Origin of the sequence: Psychrobacter sp. SHUES1, assembly GCF_001652315.1 — a bacterium.
GTDB classification, from domain to species: Bacteria; Pseudomonadota; Gammaproteobacteria; order Pseudomonadales; family Moraxellaceae; genus Psychrobacter; species Psychrobacter faecalis.
This window is the reverse complement of the sequence record NZ_LXWA01000070.1, coordinates 1-19,728: the sequence shown is the minus strand read 5'-3', so window position 1 is coordinate 19,728 and position 19,728 is coordinate 1. Positions and strand designations below refer to the sequence as shown.

Sequence of the window (19,728 nt, the reverse complement as noted above, 5' to 3'; positions counted from 1 at the left end):
AGCTTTGGCGCGTAACCTGCACTTCGCAAGGGTTTGGTGACGACTATTTTGTAATATTGCTCTACCATTAAATAGATATTGATGATAAATTCGTCTATGGGCATCTCACAACTCCATTGTATTCTTGGTCGAAAACAATAGATTAGTGAGGTGCTCTTCTTTTTTCAATCACTTTCGAAGTTGAGAGTGGGGTAGTTATTTATAAATAGCTAGTATTAATATTAAAAAGACCGCATCTTAGGTTTAAGGTGCGGTTTTTTCTTGCATCAAGTAAGACTGGAATAAAGCTGGTTTGGTTAAATGAATTATCTATAAGCGGTTGGATCTTTTGACTCAGTAGGTGCTTTCGTGTGACTGGCAAAAAAGGTCTGTAAGATATTTTCCTTTGCTTGTTGCCAATAGTCAAACTGCTGGCTCGTTGATTCAAGGTCGCCCTGCCAAACAGGTATTTGCCCACGCATGGCTTTGATACGTTTTTGGTCAGGATAGGGTAGCTCTTGGGCTGCTCTGGCGGCTTCGTGAGCAGCAACGCGATCATTACAGACAAGAGCAATATCGCAGCCTGCTTCAATTGCTGCTTTGACGCGGGCGCTGACATCACCGGCAGCTTGCGCACCAGCCATTGATAAATCATCAGAAAATAAAACCCCATCAAAATTCAGCTGTTTGCGAATGATGTCTTTGAGCCAAATTTTTGAAAATCCAGCGGGTTTTTTATCGACTTGTGAAAAAATCACATGCGCCGGCATTAAGGCATCAAGCCAAGGCAGCGTCTGCGCAAACGGCTGCATGTCGCTATTGATAATCTCATCTAAACTACGTGTATCGATTGCTTCTGCCACATGCGAGTCAGGCGCGACGGCTCCATGACCGGGAAAGTGCTTACCGGTGGTTGCCATACCCGCCGCTTTCATACCGCGCATGAACTGGCTTGCTAAAGCGATAATGGCTTGCGGATTTTGATGAAAACTGCGATCGCCGATCACTTGGCTGATGCCGCCTCTATCGAGCACCGGCGCAAAGCTCAAATCAATGCCGACCGCCAATACTTCTGCTGCCATCAAATAACCACAATCGTAAGCAAGGCTCAAGGCGCGACTAGGGTCTTGGTCAAATAATTCGCCGAGCCTGCCCACCGCCGGTAATGGCGTAAAACCTTGACGTAATCTGGCAACGCGGCCGCCTTCTTGATCGACGCCAATCAATAAATCGGCATTGTGCTGGCGGATATCGTCACACAAGGCTCGCACTTGCGCCGCATCTGCCACATTGCGGGCAAATAATATCACCCCGCCGACTTGTGCTTGTTTGATTAAACTGACATCTTCAGCAGTCAGTGCGGTACTATCGATATCAATCATTAAAACGCCGTACATTGCGTAATCCTTATCAGGCTAGAGGGTGGTTTTCTCATTTGTACTACATTATAAGTCAAATCGAGACAGAGCTTAGAGATGAGACGGTTTTTTCTTATGGATAATCTTTCTGTTGCGGACGGTTTGGCGCTACTCACTTTTACCTTATATTATGCCAGTGATTGCAAGATGCGCATAATGGCGGTTTGCTTGGCTTAAATAAATTAGGTTTAAATCATAAGTTTAAACAAGATGATTCACGCTTATAACCAAATGCAACAATGGATGCGCTACAAAATAGCCAGACCGCGTGTAAGATTGTTTATACAGATTGAGACAGTGGTATATTTATAGCTGTGCTAGTATTGATTGATTTTTAACAATGAAAATAAGGACCTATTCTAAGATCATTATCCCATATTTGCCTGCTTTTAATGCTAGCGTAACCTATGGTTTAATGGTAAATATAATAGGGTGAAAAATCGCGACATTTTTTGGCTCATAGTCTAATAACTACCCTCTATTGGTAATAACAACTCAGCATACTTTTAACTTAAAATAATTAGGTATATACGATGAAAAAACAACCAGCACAGTGGTTACTCAGTGCAGCGTCAGTGGGCGTCGCTGGTCTTATCCTCACTCAAAGCTACAGCACCGCAGTGGCTGATAGCAATACAGCAGGCTTTAAAGCCACCCCTGAGCAACAGGTTACCACTCGCCAAGTAGCGGCCTTGCTGGATCGCAGCCATTATCTCAATCAGCCGCTCGATAGCGCCATGGGTAGCGAGATTTTGTCTATGTATATTGACAGTCTCGATCCAAACCATACCTTGTTTTTGCAATCTGATGTCGATGAATTTAAGAAGAAATATGCCGACGAATTTGCCGCGCGCCTAAAACGTGGCGACCTATCGGCTGGAGTGGCGATTTTTGAGCGTTACCGTCAGCGCTCTAATGAATATTTTACTCTATCAAAACAACTGCTGAAAACCAAGATAGATTTAACCAGTGAAGATAGCATCGTCCTTGACCGCGAAAAGCTCAGTCATTTTAAAACCAAAAAAGAACAGCGCGACTATTGGACGCGTCAGCTGAAGTTTCAGTTGATGAGTATTACTTTAGGCCAAGAAGATGAAAAGGCGAAAGAGAAAGTCTTTTTAAGTAATCCTGATATTACGCGCGGCCAAGACTTGCTGCGTAATGATGAGCGCACGCCAAGTGAGATTTTGCTCAACCGCTTATCGCGTCAGCAAGAGCAGCTTGCGCGTCTAAAAGATGATGAAATCATGGAAACCATCTTAAATACGGCGATGCTCACTTATGACCCGCACAGTAATTATTATGCGCCAATTCAGGCCAATGAGCTGCAAATTCAATCGAGTCTGCAATTAGAAGGCATCGGGGTTTCTATCCGTCCTGACCGTAAAAACCCAGATTATACCCGCATTGTCACTTTGGTAGATGGTGGCCCAGCAGCCAAATCTGGGCAGATTAAGCCCAATGATTTGATTATTGGTATTGCCAAAGACGGCGAGAATATGGTTGATGTGGTTGGCTGGTCAACACGTGAAATCGTCGGTCTGATTCGCGGTAAACGCGGCACCTCGGTGACCATTAAGGTGCGTCAACCAAATACGCCCGATACCAGCGCCCGTAATGTAACCGTGGTCCGCGATATTATTCAGCAAGAAGAGTCGGGCGTAAAACAGCGTGTCGTTGAAGTACAGCGTCCCAATATCGATAAAACGCCAAAACGTATCGGTGTGCTTGAGATACCAAGTTTTTATCTCAACTATCGCGCGCGCCGCAATGGTGAAGAGTACCGTAGTGTCAGTGACGATACCGAAAAAGCCCTTAAAGCGCTTAATAAAGAAAATATCGACGGTCTAGTGGTTGATTTACGTAATAACCCAGGCGGCTCGCTCGATGAGGTCGCCAAAATGCTCGGCTTCTTTATTAAAAGCGGCCCATTGGTGCAAATTCGCGACAATCGCGGCAATATTCAAGTCTACCGCGATGACGATGGCGGCGAACAGCTTTATGACGGCAAAGTGGTTGTTTTGACCAATTTAGCCTCTGCCTCTGCCAGTGAAATCTTTGCTGCTGCGATTCAGGATTACGGTCGCGGCCTCGTTGTCGGTAGCACCACGACTGGTAAAGGTTCGGCGCAAATCCAGCTAGACAGCTTGGCTTTGGGTACAGCGACGCTCACGCAGCGTAAGTTCTACCGCGTCACTGGCGGTAGTACGCAAAATAAAGGCGTGGTCCCTGATATTGAATTGGTCAATATCTACGATGATGCGACTTTTGGCGAGCGCGCGCAGAAAAAAGCCTTACCATGGGATACGATTAAAACTGCCCCTTATAAGCCTGAAGGTAAATTCTCTGCCAATACCTTAGCAACGCTAAATCAGCAATCAAAAATCCGTCAGCAGAAAAACCCGCACTTTGTGTATCTATCGACGCTGAATGATATTCGTAATATGGAAGATGAGAAAAAACCGATTCCTCTTGATATCAATAGTCGCCGCGCCAAAATGCAGCTGATAGAAAAACGCTCATTGGAAGCCGAAAATAAACGCCTAATTGCAACGGGCGAGCGTCCTTATGCCAATTGGAATACTTATCAAGCGGCCATGGATGCAAAATTTGAAGAGCGCAGTCAGATGAAAGAAAGCGAGCGTCCTGAGCTACCTGAGGATGAAGCCTTCATTAAGGAAGCGGCTTATATCATGCTTAGCGCTGATCCAAAGGTGCAGGCTAGCCCAGAAGAAAAGCTATAAAGATTGCAACTGTTGAACAGTCATTATCGGCAATAAAAATGCGTGTAAGCATATGCTTACACGCATTGACGTTTAGACCTCTTACTTACCTCATGCCAATCTGCGATTATAACTGTACGGCACGATTGAACGAAAAGGTTCATAGATACTAGGGATTGGTATCGCAAAGGTCGCATCAGGGATAGGTGGTTTGCTGATTAGGGAAGATAAGGCTGGATGCCTGTACGTTATAAGATGCTCCGGGATTAAGTATCTGATAACATTAACATGGATGGTTGGTGATAAAAGCCGCATAATACTTGTTGTTATGCGGCTTTGTTACGTCTGTAATCTCTAAAACTTATCCAAAAAAAGGTCAGTAGATTGCTCTACTGACCTTTATAGCTAGACGACGCTAACATTATCAATAACTATTCATTAATAATTAACTATTCGCCTAAGCATTTTATCGTCTGAAAATTTTACGCCAAACTCAAGAAGATATTAGTGCTCAACGCCACCAGCGCCATGGATATGGCCGTGGTTTAGCTCGTCTTCAGTGGCTGCGCGTACTTCTTGAATTTCTACATCGAACGTCAAACGCTTACCAGCTAACGGATGGTTTGCATCAACCGTCACTTCTTTATCGTTTACGTCAGTCACAGTTACTAGCATCACTTGACCGCCAGCTTCTGACTGAAACTGCATACCAGGCTGGATATCATCAACGCCTTGGAAGTTTTCGCGTGGTACATGTTGTACCGCTTGTTCTTGGTATTCACCGTAACCATCAGCAGGCTCTACAACGGCATTGACTCTTTCGCCAGCAGATTTGCCTTCTAGTTGTTGCTCAAGACCTGGGATGATGTTGCTATGGCCATGCAAATACGCAAGCGGTTGACCTTCTGGAGACTGGTCAAGGATATTGCCTTCGTCGTCTTTTAGCGTGTAGTTAAACTTGACGGCAGTGTCTTTTGCGATAGTAGTCATAAATTATCCTAAATATGTCGTTATTGAAATTTAAATACGGTTGCAATAAACCTAAAAAAGCCAATCAGCCAGCCAAATAGCCACGTCATTAGTCAATTATCATCAGTTTATTAGGGTAACTTTAGCAGTTAGCATCTTTAATTGCGATGCCTGCCAGCGGTTTCAAGGTTAAAATCCGAAAAAATAGCAATTATTGGGCGAATTAATGTAAATAAATATGATTTTTCAGTTTTGGCCGTTGGTAAAGGTAAGAGGCTAAAGTTTGCTAGTTGCGTTTTTGCATGATGGCTTCTACCATAGTCATAAACATAAGGATAATAACGATTATGAATTTATCTTCTCAAATCTCACCGATTAATAATTTAAATCAGCCAACCGCTCATGTCTTTTACCAATTCGACTTTGCGCGGTTTTTGGAGCATTTGGTCGATGTCGCGCTGACTTTCACCGCTAATACCGACGCGCCAAGTTTATGGTTGCCCGCCTGGATACCGGGTAGCTATTTAATGCGTGAATTTGCCCGTAATATAACCGCAGTGCATTATGAAATTTTAGACAGTCAAGTCGTTTCTAACGATAAACAAATCAACACGTATCGCGCGCAAAAAACAGATAAAAATACATGGCAGTTACCAGAGGCGCGGGCAGCACAACGTATACGCCTTCATTATGAAGTATATTGTTATGATTTATCGGTGCGTACGGCGTATGTCGACCAGCAGCGTTTGTATGGCAATTTTACCTCATTGGCCTTAGCGATTGATGGGCAAGAACAACAAGGGGTAGAAGTTGATTTAATCGTGCCAGCTGCATTTTTAGCGGATAAAGACGCTAGTCTTGTGCGCTTGGCGTGTGGACTTGAGGCAGTACAGTCGCAAATTGATAAGCTGCGAATATATACTCTACAAGCAGACAGCTATCATGAGCTGATCGATCATCCGTTTGAGTTTGCCGAACAAGATAACTTTGATTTTATCATTCAAGATAATAGCCATCAGACGCTTAGCCATCATTTTTATCTTTCAGGTAAGCATAGCGCTAACATGGGACGCTTGCAGCAAGATGTTACTCAAATCTGTCAGACTTATTTAGATTGGCTTGGCGATGCGCCCTTTAACAATTATACCTTTATGACCTTTGCCAGTGGGCAGGATTATGGCGGGCTTGAGCATATCAACTCGACCAGTTTGATTACCCCGCGTCGTGATTTGCCTAATGCTGATGAGCCAAAAGTGCCAAGTGCCGATTATCAACGCTTTTTGGGCTTATGCAGTCACGAGTATTTTCATGCGTGGTGGGTCAAAACCGTGCGTCCAGATGTGATGCTAGATGTGGATTTACGCCGCGAAGCCTTTACGCCGCTGCTTTGGGTATTTGAAGGTTTTACCTCTTATATCGATGATTTTATGTTGCAAGCGTCAGGCGTCATTGATAAAGGAAGCTATCTTAGATTGCTTGCCGAACAAATCAATCGCTACTATCAAACCCCAGGACGTGCGCATCAAAGCGTTGCCGAGTCAAGCTTTGACGCTTGGATTAAGCTGTATCGCAATGATGAAAATACCGGCAATGCAGGTATCAGTTATTATAACAAAGGCGCATTGGTGGCGTTATGCTTGGATTTGACCCTGCTTGCAAAAAGCGATGGGCGTTATCATTTATTTGATGTGGTTAAAGAATTTTATAGCCAAGCAAAACAAAATGATAATAAACGCATCGGTATCAGTAGCGCCGATATGGGTGCAGTTATCGGACAATTTATGCCGTTAGCAGATTGGGAAGAGTTTGAGCGCCGTTATGTCAATGACGTAGAGGAGCTGCCACTAGAGGCGTTGCTAGTGGCCAATGGTATTAAGATTCATACCAACACCAAAGAGACGGCAGATAAAAACATACCGTGGGGCATGCGTTGTAGTGAGACACCGCTGGGATTAAAGGTTAATCGTGTCAGCCGTAATAGTGCGGCTGCCAAGGCGGGTATCTCAGCGCATGACATCATTGTCGCTATCGACGGTATCAAAGCAGACACTAAGCAATTAGCAACGTTTAGTGCTGCCACGCGTGCTGTGCAATGTCATTTATTTCGCCGTGATGAGCTAATGGTAGTTGAAGTTTTGCCTAAAGCTGATTTGGTGGATAATAATACGTATGACTATAATGAAAAAGTTTTCCCGCATAGCATCAGCTTACGGTTAGCAAGGGCGAGTACAGATTGTGAAGACGATAGTAACTCTGTAGGGTATGCCAATACTGAAGATACATGGCTAAATGCGCTAGCACGCTATCAAAGTGAATAGATAAATAATAAAGCGTGAAGACATTAAAAACCCTTGTTAAGTACGCAGCTTAGCAAGGGTTTATATTTTTAATATTCGGAGTGCTATAAGCAATAGTTAAGAGTTTATAGCTGTTTAACTTGTCGCTTTAGTGGTTTCTTTGATCGCTTCTTTATTATTTGCTTCATCATTGATAACAGCTTTATCGGAGTCTGTAATCGCTGTGTCAGGCGCTTTATTTGCCGCAATCCAGCTTTGCATCAGCTCAATCTCAGGCTGCTGAGCATCGATAATGTCTTGTGCCAATTTGCGCATTTCTTCATCGGTACCGTATTGGAGCTGTACCTTTGCCATGTCCACCGCGCCGCGATGATGTGGCAACATACCGCGCGCAAATGCCATATCAGCGACAGGCTCAGCAATACCGAGCATCATATCGCTATGCATGGTATTCATTCCCTTTGCATACGCTTCTTGTATGGCTTCGGTATTGGGTTTTGGCTTGGGCGCATCAGGATGGCTTGCGAGCCATTTATTAAGAATATCAATCTCAAGCTGCTGTGAGTCGATGATGTCTTGGGCAAGTTTACGCATGGTTTCATCAGTGCCGTACTTTAGCTCGATTTTTGCCATATCTACCGCACCGCGATGATGGCCGAGCATGCCTTTGGCGAAGGCGGTATCAGGATCGTTATAACCCATGCCAACCATCATTTCATTATGCATACTGGTCATAGCTTTAGTGTAGTCTTTCAGCGTATCTGACATTTTTTCAGCGTTTACCGCCTCATCATTGGCAGCCATGTCGTGCTCAGCATGGGCAACCTCGGGAGCTGTTTCAGATGGTTCATTAGTGGCTTGAGTGACCTTTTCTATTGGCATTACCTCATTATCCTCAGTTGCTGGCTGGCAAGCGCTTAGCAGCAGGGTAGTAGCCACACTGGTAGCAAACAAAGCAAAATGACGAGAGGCAATCATGATATATCCTTACTATCAAAAAAACAGGAAACAGGCTCAACGAAAAATAAGACAGAAAACAAGATAAATAATGGCCAAATTTAAACCGATATAAAACGCGAAAATACGGCGATATAAAACGCGAAAATACGGCAAGGTTGGCAAGTCAGCGCAGTTTTGCATCTTAACAGATAAACCTTACGCGTTCGAGACGCGCCGTTTAATAAGTCGTAATATTTAAATCAGAGCAAAATTGGCTCATATAAGCGGATAAGGTTTAATTTGCCACGCTAATCTAATCGACAATCCCTAACTGCCGACAGCGCTCACTATTTAGGTGAATACGTACAAACTCACCAACGCCAAGCGAACCAAGCTCAAATCCTGCCACCGACCAACGAATCAGACGCAAGCAAGGCAGTCCCACATGAGCGGTCATGCGTCTTACTTGGCGATTTTTGCCCTCATAAATGGTTAGCATAAGCCATGAGGTCGGCACGTTTTTACGCTCGCGAATGGGCGGATTACGTTGCCATAAGTCAATCGGCAAATCACCTTCCTCAACCAGTCGTGCAACTGCTGGTAAGGTTTTGCCATCTTTTAAATGTACTCCCGCCGTCAATTGCTCTAGTTGAGCCGCGCTTACCAAACCTTCGACTTGTACCAAATAAGTCTTCCCTTGTTTTTGCTTGTTTTGGGCGAAGTTCTTGGCTGACGGAGGCTGAGTAATGGCTTTATTTACCCGTCCGTCACTGGTCAAAATCAGCAAGCCTTCTGAGGTGGCATCAAGTCGGCCGGCAACGCGCAGCGATTTGTCAGTAAAATACTGCGAAAGGGTGGTGTGGTCATTATTGCTGTCATCACGAAATTGACTTTGGACGCCGTAAGGTTTGTTGAATAAAACTAGGCTAGAGGTCGACATAAAATGGCATTTCCCAAAAATAAATTGATAGCTACAACATGGTTAACAAATGGCGTGCACGGCAGTCTAAAATGTTTTTACGCAAAAGTAAAAAACGGATTGTGGTTAAAAGATAACCTTGTTAGCATTGTGGTATTTATAATATTGATTGGTAAAACTGTCGTATGCAAAAGAAAAATTATCAGTCATGCTTTTATGTTAGTACACTATTTAAGGTAAATGGTGATATTTTTATGTCATTAATCTGATAGAGATTATAACAATCAACATTTTTGCTTTACGCAACTTTGGTGCTTTAGTCATAGAAATAATGGCAAAAAATAGGATTTTTAAAATAACTCTCTAACATATTTTTAAACCTATTGGCTTAGGGGGATTTTACGTAAATGGTTGGTATTTAACTCGCTAGCATACTGCCATTTTAAAGCCAAAATGTTTTAGCTAGCATAACAGAACGCCAAGGAAACTGGCGCAACCAATATATAAGTATAAAAGGAGTTTGATCCCATGCCCTATGATAAAGTTATCGTCCCAAGAGACGGCGCAAAAATAACCGTCAACGCTGATCTGTCCCTAAATGTCCCTAATCATCCGATTATTCCCTTTATCGAAGGCGATGGCATTGGCGTCGATATCACGCCGGTGATGATTAAAGTCGTCGATGCCGCCGTAGCAAAAGCCTATCAAGGCAAAAAATCGATCGTTTGGATGGAAGTTTATTGCGGCGAAAAAGCTTCTAAGATTTACGACGGCGAATACATGCCGACCGAGACGCTAGAGATTTTGCGCGAGTATGTCATAAGCATTAAAGGGCCTCTGACCACGCCAGTTGGCGGCGGTATGCGCTCATTAAACGTCGCGCTACGGCAAGAGCTTGACCTGTACGTCTGTCAGCGTCCCGTGCGCTGGTTTGAAGGTGTACCAAGCCCTGTGCATAGCCCAGAGCTGACCGATATGGTGATTTTCCGCGAAAACTCAGAAGATATTTATGCCGGTATCGAGTGGAAAGCGGGCAGTGATGACGCCAAAAAAGTTATTAAATTCCTAAAGGAAGAGATGGGCGTAACCAAAATACGTTTCTCAGATGATTGCGGTATCGGCATCAAGCCTGTATCAAAAGAAGGCTCGCAGCGTTTGGTACGTAAAGCCATTCAACATGCCATCGATAATGACTTACCGAGCGTCACCCTCGTGCATAAAGGTAATATCATGAAGTTTACCGAAGGCGCGTTTAAAGAATGGGGCTATGAGCTTGCCGCTGAACGTTTTGGTGCTGAATTACTCGATGGCGGGCCTTGGATGACGATGAAAAACCCAAAAACCGGTAATGATATTATCATTAAAGACGTCATCGCTGATGCTTTTTTGCAGCAAATCCTGATGCGCCCTGCCGAATATTCAGTCGTTGCAACCTTGAACTTAAACGGTGATTATATCTCTGATGCGCTCGCTGCTGAAGTTGGCGGTATCGGTATCGCGCCGGGTGCCAATAAGGGCGGCTCAATCGCTGTTTATGAAGCCACTCATGGCACAGCGCCTAAATATGCCGGTCAAGATAAGGTCAATCCAGGTTCGTTAATTTTATCGGCGGAGATGATGCTGCGTGATATGGGCTGGATAGAAGCGGCTGATCTTGTTATCGCAGGTATCAAAGGCGCGATTAAAAACAAAACCGTGACTTATGACTTTGAGCGTTTGATGCCAGATGCTATTTTGCTTAGTAGCTCCGAGTTTGGCAAAGCCATTATTAAGCATATGGATGCGTAAGGGCTTTATACCATGTGATTTTATAATTTATAGCGCAAACAAAAAATCATCTATATTTTTATAGATGGTTTTTTGTGCTTATGTTTTTTATACTTATAATTGAATTTCAATTTAACTGTCATTTTTACCACGACTTTTACCGCTACCATTCGCTGTCCATTTAACCACCGATAAGCTGGTTGAAGCCATTAAACCGAGCACCAAGTAGCCAATCAACGCCTGTAAACTTGCAAAAACCCGAGTGATGCCTTGCGGCCGAAAATCACCATAGCCTGTTGAAGTAAAAGTGACGACAGCATAATAGCAACACGCCCAAAAATCTTGCGAAATAGGATTACCGTCGCGTGTGGTGTCGACGATGCCCACTTCGTAATAAAGGGCGGAGAAGGTTAGCAAAAATAAAAAGACATTGAGCGTTGTCATCGCAAGCTCTTTCCATAAATTGCCATCATCGCCATAGATACGCTGCAAGGTGCTAAATAGCGACCACATAAAAATACCGCAAAATAAAAAGGCAAGGCCGATAGTAAATATATCGCGCCACCTATTGTCTGGTAAAAAATGCGTCAGTAAATACCATAAACTGCCAGTGAGGATATAAATAAAAAGAGTTCCTCTGGCGGTTGTTATTTTTTCTAGTATCATAAGATGTCATCCATACGCTCAGTATTATGCTTAGTCTCAGGCCCAGTAAATGCTCAAAAATAATTTTAACATTAGCGTCATCTAACCATAGCAGTAGAGCGCTTTATGTAAGACATTGGTGTAGGTGTTTGCTTTGAACGTTTTAAGCAGCACAGAACCCATAAAAACGCCCCAATAGCCTAGGACTATTGGGGCGTTTGTTTTAAACTGACTTTAATAAGATTTGTTCAGCCAGCTTGGTTCTATTTACAACCAAGTATTTATGACAATGAAGCAATAGCTTCGTTGAATAACGGACTTGGGCGCATGGCTTTTTCAGCCAATGCTTCATCAGCTAAGTAGTAGCCTTTTAGATCCATCGATTTGCCTTGAACTTCATTCAGCTGCTCAACGATAGCGGCTTCATTGTCTTCAAGTTTTTGTGCCAGCGGCGCAAACTGTGCTTTTAGCTCGCTATTTTCATCTTGTGCAGCCAGCTCTTCTGCCCAGTATTTTGCCAGATAGAAATGACTACCACGGTTATCAAGCTCGCCAGTTTTACGTGATGGCGATTTGTCATTTAACAGTAGCGTTTCAGTCGCTCTATCAAGGGCGTCTGCCAATACTTTCGCTTTGGCATTGTCATCATTTTTCGCCAAATGCTCTAAAGATTCGGTCAAGGCTAGGAACTCACCTAGAGAATCCCAACGTAGATGGTTCTCTTCGATCAGCTGCTGTACGTGCTTCGGTGCTGAACCGCCTGCGCCAGTCTCGAACAAACCACCGCCTTTCATTAGTGGTACAACTGACAGCATTTTCGCACTGGTGCCCAACTCTAAGATTGGGAACAAATCAGTCAGATAATCACGCAAAATATTACCAGTAGCAGAAATTGTATCTAAACCACGAGCAACACGCTCTAAGGTATAACGCATGGCGCGAACTTGTGACATAATTTCGATGTGCAGACCGTTGGTGTCATGATCTTTTAAGTAGGTTTTAACCTTTTTAATCAGCTCGTTTTCGTGCGGACGGTATGGGTCGAGCCAGAAAATAACCGGCGTATCTGATTCGCGCGCACGGCGAACAGCAAGCTTCACCCAATCTTGGATAGGGTCATCTTTGGTCTGACACATGCGCCAGATATCACCTTTTTCAACACGCTGCTCAAGTAAAACTTCGCCTGAGTCGATGTCGACGATACGTGCGATACCATTGTCGCTAGATTCAAAGGTTTTGTCGTGCGAGCCGTATTCTTCCGCTTTTTGCGCCATCAAACCTACGTTTGGCACCGTACCCATGGTGGTTGGGTCAAAGTTACCATGCCACTTACAGAAATTAATCATTTCTTGGTAAATACGCGCAAAGGTCGATTCAGGCATGACCGCTTTACAGTCATATAATTTACCATCAGCGCCCCACATTTTACCGCCATTACGAATCATTGCGGGCATTGAAGCATCGACAATCACGTCACTTGGAGAATGGAAGTTGGTGATACCTTTTGAAGAGTCAACCATCGCTAGACGCGGACGGTGTACTTGGCAGGCATGGAGGTCGCGCTCAATCTCTTCACGTAAGCTGGCTGGCAATTCGGTGATTTTTTCGTACAAGCTTGCCATACCGTTATTGACGTTAATACCTAGCTCATCAAATAACGCGCCATGTTTTTGGAAGGCGTCTTTATAATAAATGCGCACCGCGTGACCGAAGACGATAGGGTGTGATACCTTCATCATCGTGGCTTTTACGTGTAATGAGAATAAAATACCGGCTTCGCGGCAATCTTCCATTTCACGCTCATAGAAATCAAGCAGCGCTTTTTTGCTCATAAACATCAAGTCGATGACTTCTTTATCAAGCAAGGCAATCTTTGGTTTTAATACCTTGGTCGTACCGTCTTCGAGCAACAGCTCCATACGCACGGTACGCGCTTTATCCAAGGTCATCGATTGCTCGCCGTCATAAAAGTCGCCGCTATGCATGTGCGAAACGTGAGTCTGTGACCACTGCTTCCATTCGCCCATCGAGTGCGGATGTTTACGCGCGTAGTTTTTGACTGCTTTTGGCGCGCGGCGGTCTGAGTTACCTTCACGTAATACAGGGTTGACCGAGCTGCCTAAGCTTTTGCCATAACGGCGACGGATTTCTTCTTCTTCTGCGTTTTTTGGCTCGTCTGGAAAGTCAGGAATCGCGTAGCCTTTACCTTGTAGCTCTTTGATAGCCGCTTTTAGCTGCTGTACAGAAGCACTGATATTTGGTAGTTTGATGATATTGGCGTTTGGATCTTGAGTCAATTTGCCAAGCGCTTCTAAGTTATTTGGAACGCGCTGCTCTTCGGTTAAGTATTCTGGAAATTCAGCCAACACACGCGCCGCGACCGAGATATCACTGGTTTCAACGTCGACGCCTGCTGTCTGGGCAAATGCTTTTACAATCGGCAAAAATGATAAGGTGGCAAGCGCTGGGGCTTCGTCAGTTTTTGTATAAATAATTTTTGACATGTTAGTAGATTATTCCTTGTTGTCATTAATGAGGTTAATAAGGCTGCGGTATCATTTAATAGCTTTATACAGCCCTTATACCATAATGGTCTACGGGGTTGGTTCGAGGTTCAATCGAGGTCCAAATACATCAGTCGTCTTTTAGTGCCATTCTTGAGCGAGTATGACGGCGAGAAAGTTTCGTCGCCAGCCATTTGCGTTTATTCGTCTTTATAAAGCAGGCGCTCGATCAAGTACCAGCTTTATTAAAGAGTGATTATAAAACATTATAAAAGGTCACACTCAAAAGACCGTTGCTAAAAATTTATGCAAACCAGCGACTCAATACTCATGATTTACAATGATCTGAGCGCGAATGGCTGACGCTATATTATAGTTGATCCACTATAAATCTGATATGATGTCAATGTTGTATATTGAACTAAGTATACTATTTTCGCTCATACCCTATGTATCTGAATTATATTAAGCTAATAATAGCCTTATTCTACCAGTCCTCGCCCTTAATATCATCTTTTGCGTGTAATTAGCACGCTTTTAGTGCTATTTTTACTTTTGTAAGCTTGTTTGTTAAATGGTCAGATTATCTATTTTTAAATTAGCTTTTTTAGAGTATCTGTTTTTAACATACCAACGCTAGCAAAACACAATCCTGCACCCCATCAATAAAAGACTTAGTAATCTGTTCGTATGGCATTTTTATGCGCCTTTGTTTATAACCCTTCTTCATAAAAGTATTTTAGCGCCAGATAATTTTTACTTTTTTGCAAATTGTGACAGCAAACGCGCTGATATTTGCTAGGCTAAACGATAAAACCAATGAGCTTAAGAAAAAATTCTAAAAATAGTGTGGTGATGATGAATTTACAATATGCGTTACTCAGTGATAATAGCTGGCAGGATATGGCGCGTTGGCAAACGCCAGATACGCCTTTTATGACATTTGAGTTTTGGCAAGCACTGAGCGAGACGGGCGCAATTGGTGAGCAAGCAGGTTGGTTGCCGATTTATATCTTAATCTATCGGCCAAATGAGACAGATAACGTTATTGATAATAATGCGAATGATGATAAAAGTAATGCCGCGCAGCCAGCGCTTTCTTCAGAACCAATAGGACAGCCTATTGCCGTTATGCCTGTTTTTATTAAAGGGCATCATCAAGGCGAGTTTGTCTTTGACCATGCGTGGGCACAAGCTTATGCGCAGTATGGTCTTGATTATTATCCGCGTTTGGTGACTAGCGCGCCTTATACACCAGTAACGGGACAGCGTCTTTGGTTGGCAGCAGGTGAGACGCTAAATACGGATATTTTAAAGACAGCTATCGCAGGCGTTGATGATATTGCCCAGCAAGTAGAGGCCTCTAGCTGGCATGGTTTGTTTGCGACGTCTGAGATGGCGTCTATTGCTAACGCGTCAATGCCGACTGATACCGATATAGAAATGGCGCTTAATAATCAAAAAAATAGCGGTACAGTAGAACCGATTGAGCTACCGATACTTGAGCGGCAGGGCTGCCAGTTTTTATGGCAAAATAAAAATGTCAGTCAAAACAATAAACAATTTGCCGACTTTGAGGCATTTTTGGGAACCTTTAGAGCCAAAAAACGCAAAACCGTGCGTGCTGAGCGGCGTAAAGTTGCCGAGCAAGGCATCTCTTGCCAGCGTAAATGCGGGGTTGCTATCACTGCAGAGGATTGGCAGACGTTTTATCATTGTTATGTGATGACCTACGCGGTACGTGGGCAGCAGCCTTATTTAACGCTAGATTTTTTTAAAAGAGTGGCTGCTAGCATGCCTGAGCATTTGATGTTAGCGCAAGCGCTTGATGCCAATGGTGAAATTATCGCTAGCAGTTTGTTTTTTTATGATAACCCCAATAGCCAAAACGCCACGCTTTATGGTCGTTATTGGGGCGCGCTTGCTGAGTATGATAGCCTGCACTTTGAGCTGTGTTATTATCAAGGTATCGAGTTTGCGATTGAGCAAGGTTTGACGTATTTTGACCCCGGCACCCAAGGTGAGCACAAATTAGTCCGAGGTTTTGTTCCGACCAAAACTCACTCGTTGCACCGTATTTACGACGGGCGTTTTGTCCCGGCGATTAGTAATTTCTGTGTAAAAGACCGCATGTATATGGCGCAATATCGCAAGCAAGCCTTTGCAGCATTGCCCTTTAATATTGATAATATGCCGACGTTTGATAGTACTGATTAATCCTCGATCATTTTTTTGCTAATCTTTGCCCAATGACTTCCTACCTAATACTTTTCTATCAGCTGTAAACTATGACTCCTCATTTTTCTTGTTCTGCTCCATCATCCGCTCCCACTGAGCTAGTAGATTTTCTTAATACCGAAGGGTCGCTGACGGCCATGCTCGAAGTAAAAGCAGGGCAGCCGTTACGCGTCGAGCGCAGCTTTGAAGGCTATCGGTTATTATCCTTGGCGCAAAAAAAGCAATTGGGTTTGCAAGGCGCGGCGTTAAACCGTCCGTTATTGGCGTGGGTACGCGAGTCGCAGTTATATGGCGATAATGAGCAGCCATGGGTACAAGCCCAAAGCGTTTTCCCGCTAGCAAGTTTGAAGGGGCGTGCCCGCCGTTTACAGCAGCTAAAAGGTACGCCGATTGGCTATGTGTTGTTTAAGCGCAGTCGTACTTTGCCCAATCGACGTTCTATCGAAAGGACGGCAAATGGTTGGCAACGGCAAACGCTATATGACTGGTATGGGCGTAAAATACTGATTAGTGAAACTTTTTTAGCAGCGTTTTTGTCCAAGAGTGATTAAATAATTACAATAAAGACTGATATACAAAATCAGTAAGTCATTTATTTTATTGCGCATTTATTTCTCTAATAACGCCATTTAAATCTCTCAGCTTTCCGTGAGGTTTTTTTGCGCTCATCGCACAAAGTTTCATGCTACACTTAAGCTATAGCGATGATGTCGATGCCCTTCTGCGCACCGATTTTATTGCCAATTTAGGCAGGTTTTTAACCAGGCTAATTGTCTGCGTTTGCCAATTTTACCTTCTTTTATTACTCGCCTCTTTTCAATGAGCACCACCATTAACGATAGCCACTACCTAGGACATCACTATGTTTAAAGATATTTCTATCAAAGAGTTTGATCCAGTACTTGCTGAAGCCATGGCCGCTGAAAGCGTGCGTCAAGAAAACCACATCGAGCTTATCGCTTCAGAAAACTACTGCTCACAAGCAGTGATGGAAGCCCAAGGCACTGACCTGACCAATAAATACGCTGAAGGCTATCCTGGTAAGCGTTATTATGGTGGCTGTGAGCACGTCGATGTGGTTGAGCAATTGGCCATCGACCGTGCAAAAGAGTTGTTTGGTGCAGAATACGTCAACGTCCAGCCACACTCTGGTAGCCAAGCAAACTCGGCTGTTTTCTTAGCATTGTTAGACGCTAATGACACCGTGCTTGGCATGAGCCTAGACGCTGGTGGTCACTTGACACATGGCGCGCATATCAACTTCTCAGGTCTAAACTACAACGCCGTACAGTATGGCTTGGTTGAAGAAACTGGTCTGATCGATTATGACGAAGTTGAGCGTTTGGCAAAAGAGCACAAGCCTAAGATGATTATTGCTGGCTTCTCAGCCTATTCGCAAGTGGTCGATTGGCAGCGTTTCCGTGATATCGCTGATGAAGTTGACGCGTACTTGCTGGTTGATATGGCACACGTAGCCGGTTTGGTCGCGGGCGGTGTTTATCCAAACCCAGTACCATTTGCCGATGTGGTCACGACTACCACGCATAAAACCCTACGTGGTCCGCGCTCAGGTATGATTTTAGCACGTGATGAGAAGCTTGCAAAAAAGCTAAATTCTGCTGTCTTCCCAGGAAATCAAGGCGGCCCGCTCATGCACGTTATCGCGGCAAAAGCGGTTTGCTTTAAAGAAGCCTTAGAAGATAACTTCAAAACTTATCAGCAGCAAGTGGTCAAAAACGCCAAAGCAATGGCAAAAGTTATCCAAGACCGCGGCTATGAAATCATCTCTGGCGGTACTGAAAATCACTTGATGCTTATCAGCCTAGTCAAGCAAGAAATGACTGGTAAAGAAGCCGATAAATGGCTTGGTGATGCGCACATTACCGTGAATAAAAACGCCGTACCAAACGATCCAAAATCGCCATTTGTGACCTCAGGTATCCGTATCGGTACGCCAGCGATTACCACGCGCGGCTTTAATGAAGCACAAGCGGGCGACTTGGCTGGTTGGATTTGTGACGTGCTAGACAGCCGCGGTGATGAAAAGGTTGCTGCTGAAGTACGCGGCAAAGTAGAAGCCATCTGTAAAGAGCTTCCTGTTTATGAAAAGAACCAGTAGTTTTTAAATGCTTAGTTTTAACAGTTAGATATAAAAAACCGCTCTTAATATTGAACTGACCCCCATAAGTTGGACACAACTTTTGGGGGTATTTTTATGCGTTACGATCTAGACTTTAAGATCAAAGTCATAGCATACTACAAGCAAGGACATAGCGGAGGTGCTACAGGTGAGAAATTTGGACTTGATGACAAGATGGTATTTAAGTGGGTTCAGCAATATCAAAGCGGTGGTATAAACGCCATCAAACCTAAAACTGGTAAAGCTAAATACAGTAGCGACTTTAAGTATAAAGTGATCGCTATGATGTTAGCAGAAGGATTAAGCCAATCTGAAACCGCTCTTAAATTTCACATCAGCTCACCTGCGCTCATCAGTCATTGGCATAAAGCCTATCGCCTCTACGGTATGTCTGGACTCACATCCAAATATAAAGGTAGTAGCACCATGACCTCTCCTATCACAGACAAACCCGATAATGAAAAGACGCCAGCAGAGCTCAAACGTGAACTGCAGTATCTACGAGCGGAGAATGCTTATCTAAAAAAGCTCGATGCACGGCTCAGAGCAGAGGAACAAGCAGTCAAAAAGCAAGGCTCATCGAAGGATTGAGACCGCAGTACGCGTTATCTGATTTACTCACCATAGCAAAGCTTGCAAGGAGTCGTTTCTACTATCATAGGGCTAGTCTGAGTAGTAAAGATAAATATGCCGATCTTAAACAGCGTATCCGTGATATCTACCATCACCATAAAGGTCGATATGGCTACCGTAGAATCACCCAGACACTTAAAAATGAAGGTTTGATTTATAATCATAAACTTATCGCACGGCTTATGGGACAGCTTAAGCTTAGTGCAAGAATTAGAAAGCAAAAGTATCGATCCTATAAAGGTCAGTGTGGCGTCATTGCTAAGAATAGAGTCAAACGCAGGTTCAGAGCGAAAGCGCCCAATCGCAGGTGGTTTACTGACATTACAGAGTTTAAAATAGGAGATGAGAAGTTGTATCTGTCACCGATACTAGACTGCTTCAACAATGAGATCATCAGTTATACGCTCTCAAGACGACCGGTGTATGATTTGGTGAAACTGACCCCTGCTGTCAAATCCGTATAACTAAACTTGGGAGATTTTGATTACGCAGCATGACGATAATAGTCAAACCACACCTGTCTTGGCGATTTATAGCCTAAACCCTTTTGAATTCTC

The 19,728-nt window shown here is 43.8% G+C and carries 14 protein-coding genes and 1 pseudogene; 8 read left to right on the top strand and 7 right to left on the bottom strand.

Annotated elements, in window-relative coordinates; genetic code table 11:
- Together A7325_RS13770 and nagZ are read right to left on the bottom strand one after the other, a co-directional pair.
- A pseudogene (locus tag A7325_RS13770) lies at positions 1-104 on the bottom strand (IS982 family transposase); the annotation flags it as partial.
- Between the two features lie 201 nt (positions 105-305).
- Entirely contained in the window at positions 306-1,376 is a 1,071-nt protein-coding gene (nagZ, locus tag A7325_RS09740; protein ID WP_068407626.1) for a beta-N-acetylhexosaminidase, read from the bottom strand.
- 554 nt (positions 1,377-1,930) lie between these two features.
- Here nagZ and A7325_RS09735 point away from each other — a divergent pair.
- Positions 1,931-4,141 carry a carboxy terminal-processing peptidase gene (locus tag A7325_RS09735; RefSeq protein ID WP_068407623.1) on the top strand — a complete coding sequence of 737 codons (2,211 nt, stop codon included), beginning with the start codon at positions 1,931-1,933 and terminating at the stop codon, positions 4,139-4,141.
- A gap of 483 nt (positions 4,142-4,624) precedes the next feature.
- On the opposite strand, the gene A7325_RS09730 is transcribed toward A7325_RS09735, so the two are convergent.
- Positions 4,625-5,110, bottom strand: coding sequence for an FKBP-type peptidyl-prolyl cis-trans isomerase (locus A7325_RS09730; protein ID WP_068407618.1), 486 nt, complete (start codon positions 5,108-5,110; stop codon positions 4,625-4,627).
- A gap of 326 nt (positions 5,111-5,436) precedes the next feature.
- On the opposite strand from A7325_RS09730, the gene A7325_RS09725 reads away from it, so the two are divergent.
- The gene (locus A7325_RS09725; protein ID WP_227514988.1) at positions 5,437-7,407 is read left to right on the top strand and encodes a M61 family metallopeptidase; all 1,971 of its coding nucleotides are present in this window, start codon (positions 5,437-5,439) and stop codon (positions 7,405-7,407) included.
- A gap of 114 nt (positions 7,408-7,521) precedes the next feature.
- Here A7325_RS09725 and A7325_RS09720 read toward each other — a convergent pair whose 3' ends face one another.
- Complete coding sequence (locus A7325_RS09720; protein WP_068407616.1) at positions 7,522-8,364, bottom strand: DUF305 domain-containing protein; 843 nt, start codon at positions 8,362-8,364, stop codon at positions 7,522-7,524.
- Between the two features lie 274 nt (positions 8,365-8,638).
- Positions 8,639-9,265, bottom strand: a complete 627-nt coding sequence (locus tag A7325_RS09715) for a pseudouridine synthase (protein WP_068407614.1) — start codon at positions 9,263-9,265, stop codon at positions 8,639-8,641.
- 507 nt (positions 9,266-9,772) lie between these two features.
- Between A7325_RS09715 and icd the strand changes: the two genes are divergently transcribed.
- Positions 9,773-11,032: an NADP-dependent isocitrate dehydrogenase gene (gene icd, locus A7325_RS09705; RefSeq protein WP_068407608.1), complete on the top strand. Its 1,260-nt coding sequence runs from the start codon at positions 9,773-9,775 to the stop codon at positions 11,030-11,032.
- A gap of 111 nt (positions 11,033-11,143) precedes the next feature.
- Here icd and A7325_RS09700 read toward each other — a convergent pair whose 3' ends face one another.
- Both A7325_RS09700 and A7325_RS09695 read right to left on the bottom strand, forming a co-directional pair.
- Positions 11,144-11,524, bottom strand: a complete 381-nt coding sequence (locus A7325_RS09700; protein WP_197488897.1) for a potassium channel family protein — start codon at positions 11,522-11,524, stop codon at positions 11,144-11,146.
- Positions 11,525-11,937: 413 nt separating this feature from the next.
- Positions 11,938-14,160: an NADP-dependent isocitrate dehydrogenase gene (locus A7325_RS09695; protein ID WP_068407602.1), complete on the bottom strand. Its 2,223-nt coding sequence runs from the start codon at positions 14,158-14,160 to the stop codon at positions 11,938-11,940.
- Between the two features lie 858 nt (positions 14,161-15,018).
- Between A7325_RS09695 and A7325_RS09690 the strand changes: the two genes are divergently transcribed.
- The 5 genes from A7325_RS09690 to A7325_RS14300 all read left to right on the top strand — a co-directional run bounded on the left by A7325_RS09690 (position 15,019) and on the right by A7325_RS14300 (position 19,635).
- Positions 15,019-16,377 (top strand): GNAT family N-acetyltransferase, encoded by a 1,359-nt coding sequence (locus A7325_RS09690; RefSeq protein WP_068407629.1) that lies wholly within the window; start codon positions 15,019-15,021, stop codon positions 16,375-16,377.
- Positions 16,378-16,448: 71 nt separating this feature from the next.
- Positions 16,449-16,949, top strand: a complete 501-nt coding sequence (locus A7325_RS09685; protein WP_068407599.1) for a chorismate--pyruvate lyase family protein — start codon at positions 16,449-16,451, stop codon at positions 16,947-16,949.
- A 311-nt stretch (positions 16,950-17,260) separates the two neighbouring features.
- The gene (gene glyA, locus A7325_RS09680; RefSeq protein WP_068407595.1) at positions 17,261-18,517 is read left to right on the top strand and encodes a serine hydroxymethyltransferase; all 1,257 of its coding nucleotides are present in this window, start codon (positions 17,261-17,263) and stop codon (positions 18,515-18,517) included.
- A 96-nt stretch (positions 18,518-18,613) separates the two neighbouring features.
- Positions 18,614-19,129, top strand: coding sequence for a helix-turn-helix domain-containing protein (locus A7325_RS09675; protein ID WP_068407592.1), 516 nt, complete (start codon positions 18,614-18,616; stop codon positions 19,127-19,129).
- The gene (locus A7325_RS14300) at positions 19,117-19,635 is read left to right on the top strand and encodes an IS3 family transposase (RefSeq protein WP_082894371.1); all 519 of its coding nucleotides are present in this window, start codon (positions 19,117-19,119) and stop codon (positions 19,633-19,635) included. The genes A7325_RS09675 and A7325_RS14300 overlap by 13 nt, the downstream gene beginning before the upstream one ends.
- Positions 19,636-19,728: the final 93 nt, after the last annotated feature.

Coding starts and splice junctions, on each gene's coding strand:
- nagZ (WP_068407626.1), bottom strand. CDS start 1,376: ATGTACGGCGTTTTAATGATTGATATCGATAGTACCGCACTGACTGCT.
- A7325_RS09735 (WP_068407623.1), top strand. CDS start 1,931: ATGAAAAAACAACCAGCACAGTGGTTACTCAGTGCAGCGTCAGTGGGC.
- A7325_RS09730 (WP_068407618.1), bottom strand. CDS start 5,110: ATGACTACTATCGCAAAAGACACTGCCGTCAAGTTTAACTACACGCTA.
- A7325_RS09725 (WP_227514988.1), top strand. CDS start 5,437: ATGAATTTATCTTCTCAAATCTCACCGATTAATAATTTAAATCAGCCA.
- A7325_RS09720 (WP_068407616.1), bottom strand. CDS start 8,364: ATGATTGCCTCTCGTCATTTTGCTTTGTTTGCTACCAGTGTGGCTACT.
- A7325_RS09715 (WP_068407614.1), bottom strand. CDS start 9,265: ATGTCGACCTCTAGCCTAGTTTTATTCAACAAACCTTACGGCGTCCAA.
- icd (WP_068407608.1), top strand. CDS start 9,773: ATGCCCTATGATAAAGTTATCGTCCCAAGAGACGGCGCAAAAATAACC.
- A7325_RS09700 (WP_197488897.1), bottom strand. CDS start 11,524: ATGTGGTCGCTATTTAGCACCTTGCAGCGTATCTATGGCGATGATGGC.
- A7325_RS09695 (WP_068407602.1), bottom strand. CDS start 14,160: ATGTCAAAAATTATTTATACAAAAACTGACGAAGCCCCAGCGCTTGCC.
- A7325_RS09690 (WP_068407629.1), top strand. CDS start 15,019: ATGAATTTACAATATGCGTTACTCAGTGATAATAGCTGGCAGGATATG.
- A7325_RS09685 (WP_068407599.1), top strand. CDS start 16,449: ATGACTCCTCATTTTTCTTGTTCTGCTCCATCATCCGCTCCCACTGAG.
- glyA (WP_068407595.1), top strand. CDS start 17,261: ATGTTTAAAGATATTTCTATCAAAGAGTTTGATCCAGTACTTGCTGAA.
- A7325_RS09675 (WP_068407592.1), top strand. CDS start 18,614: ATGCGTTACGATCTAGACTTTAAGATCAAAGTCATAGCATACTACAAG.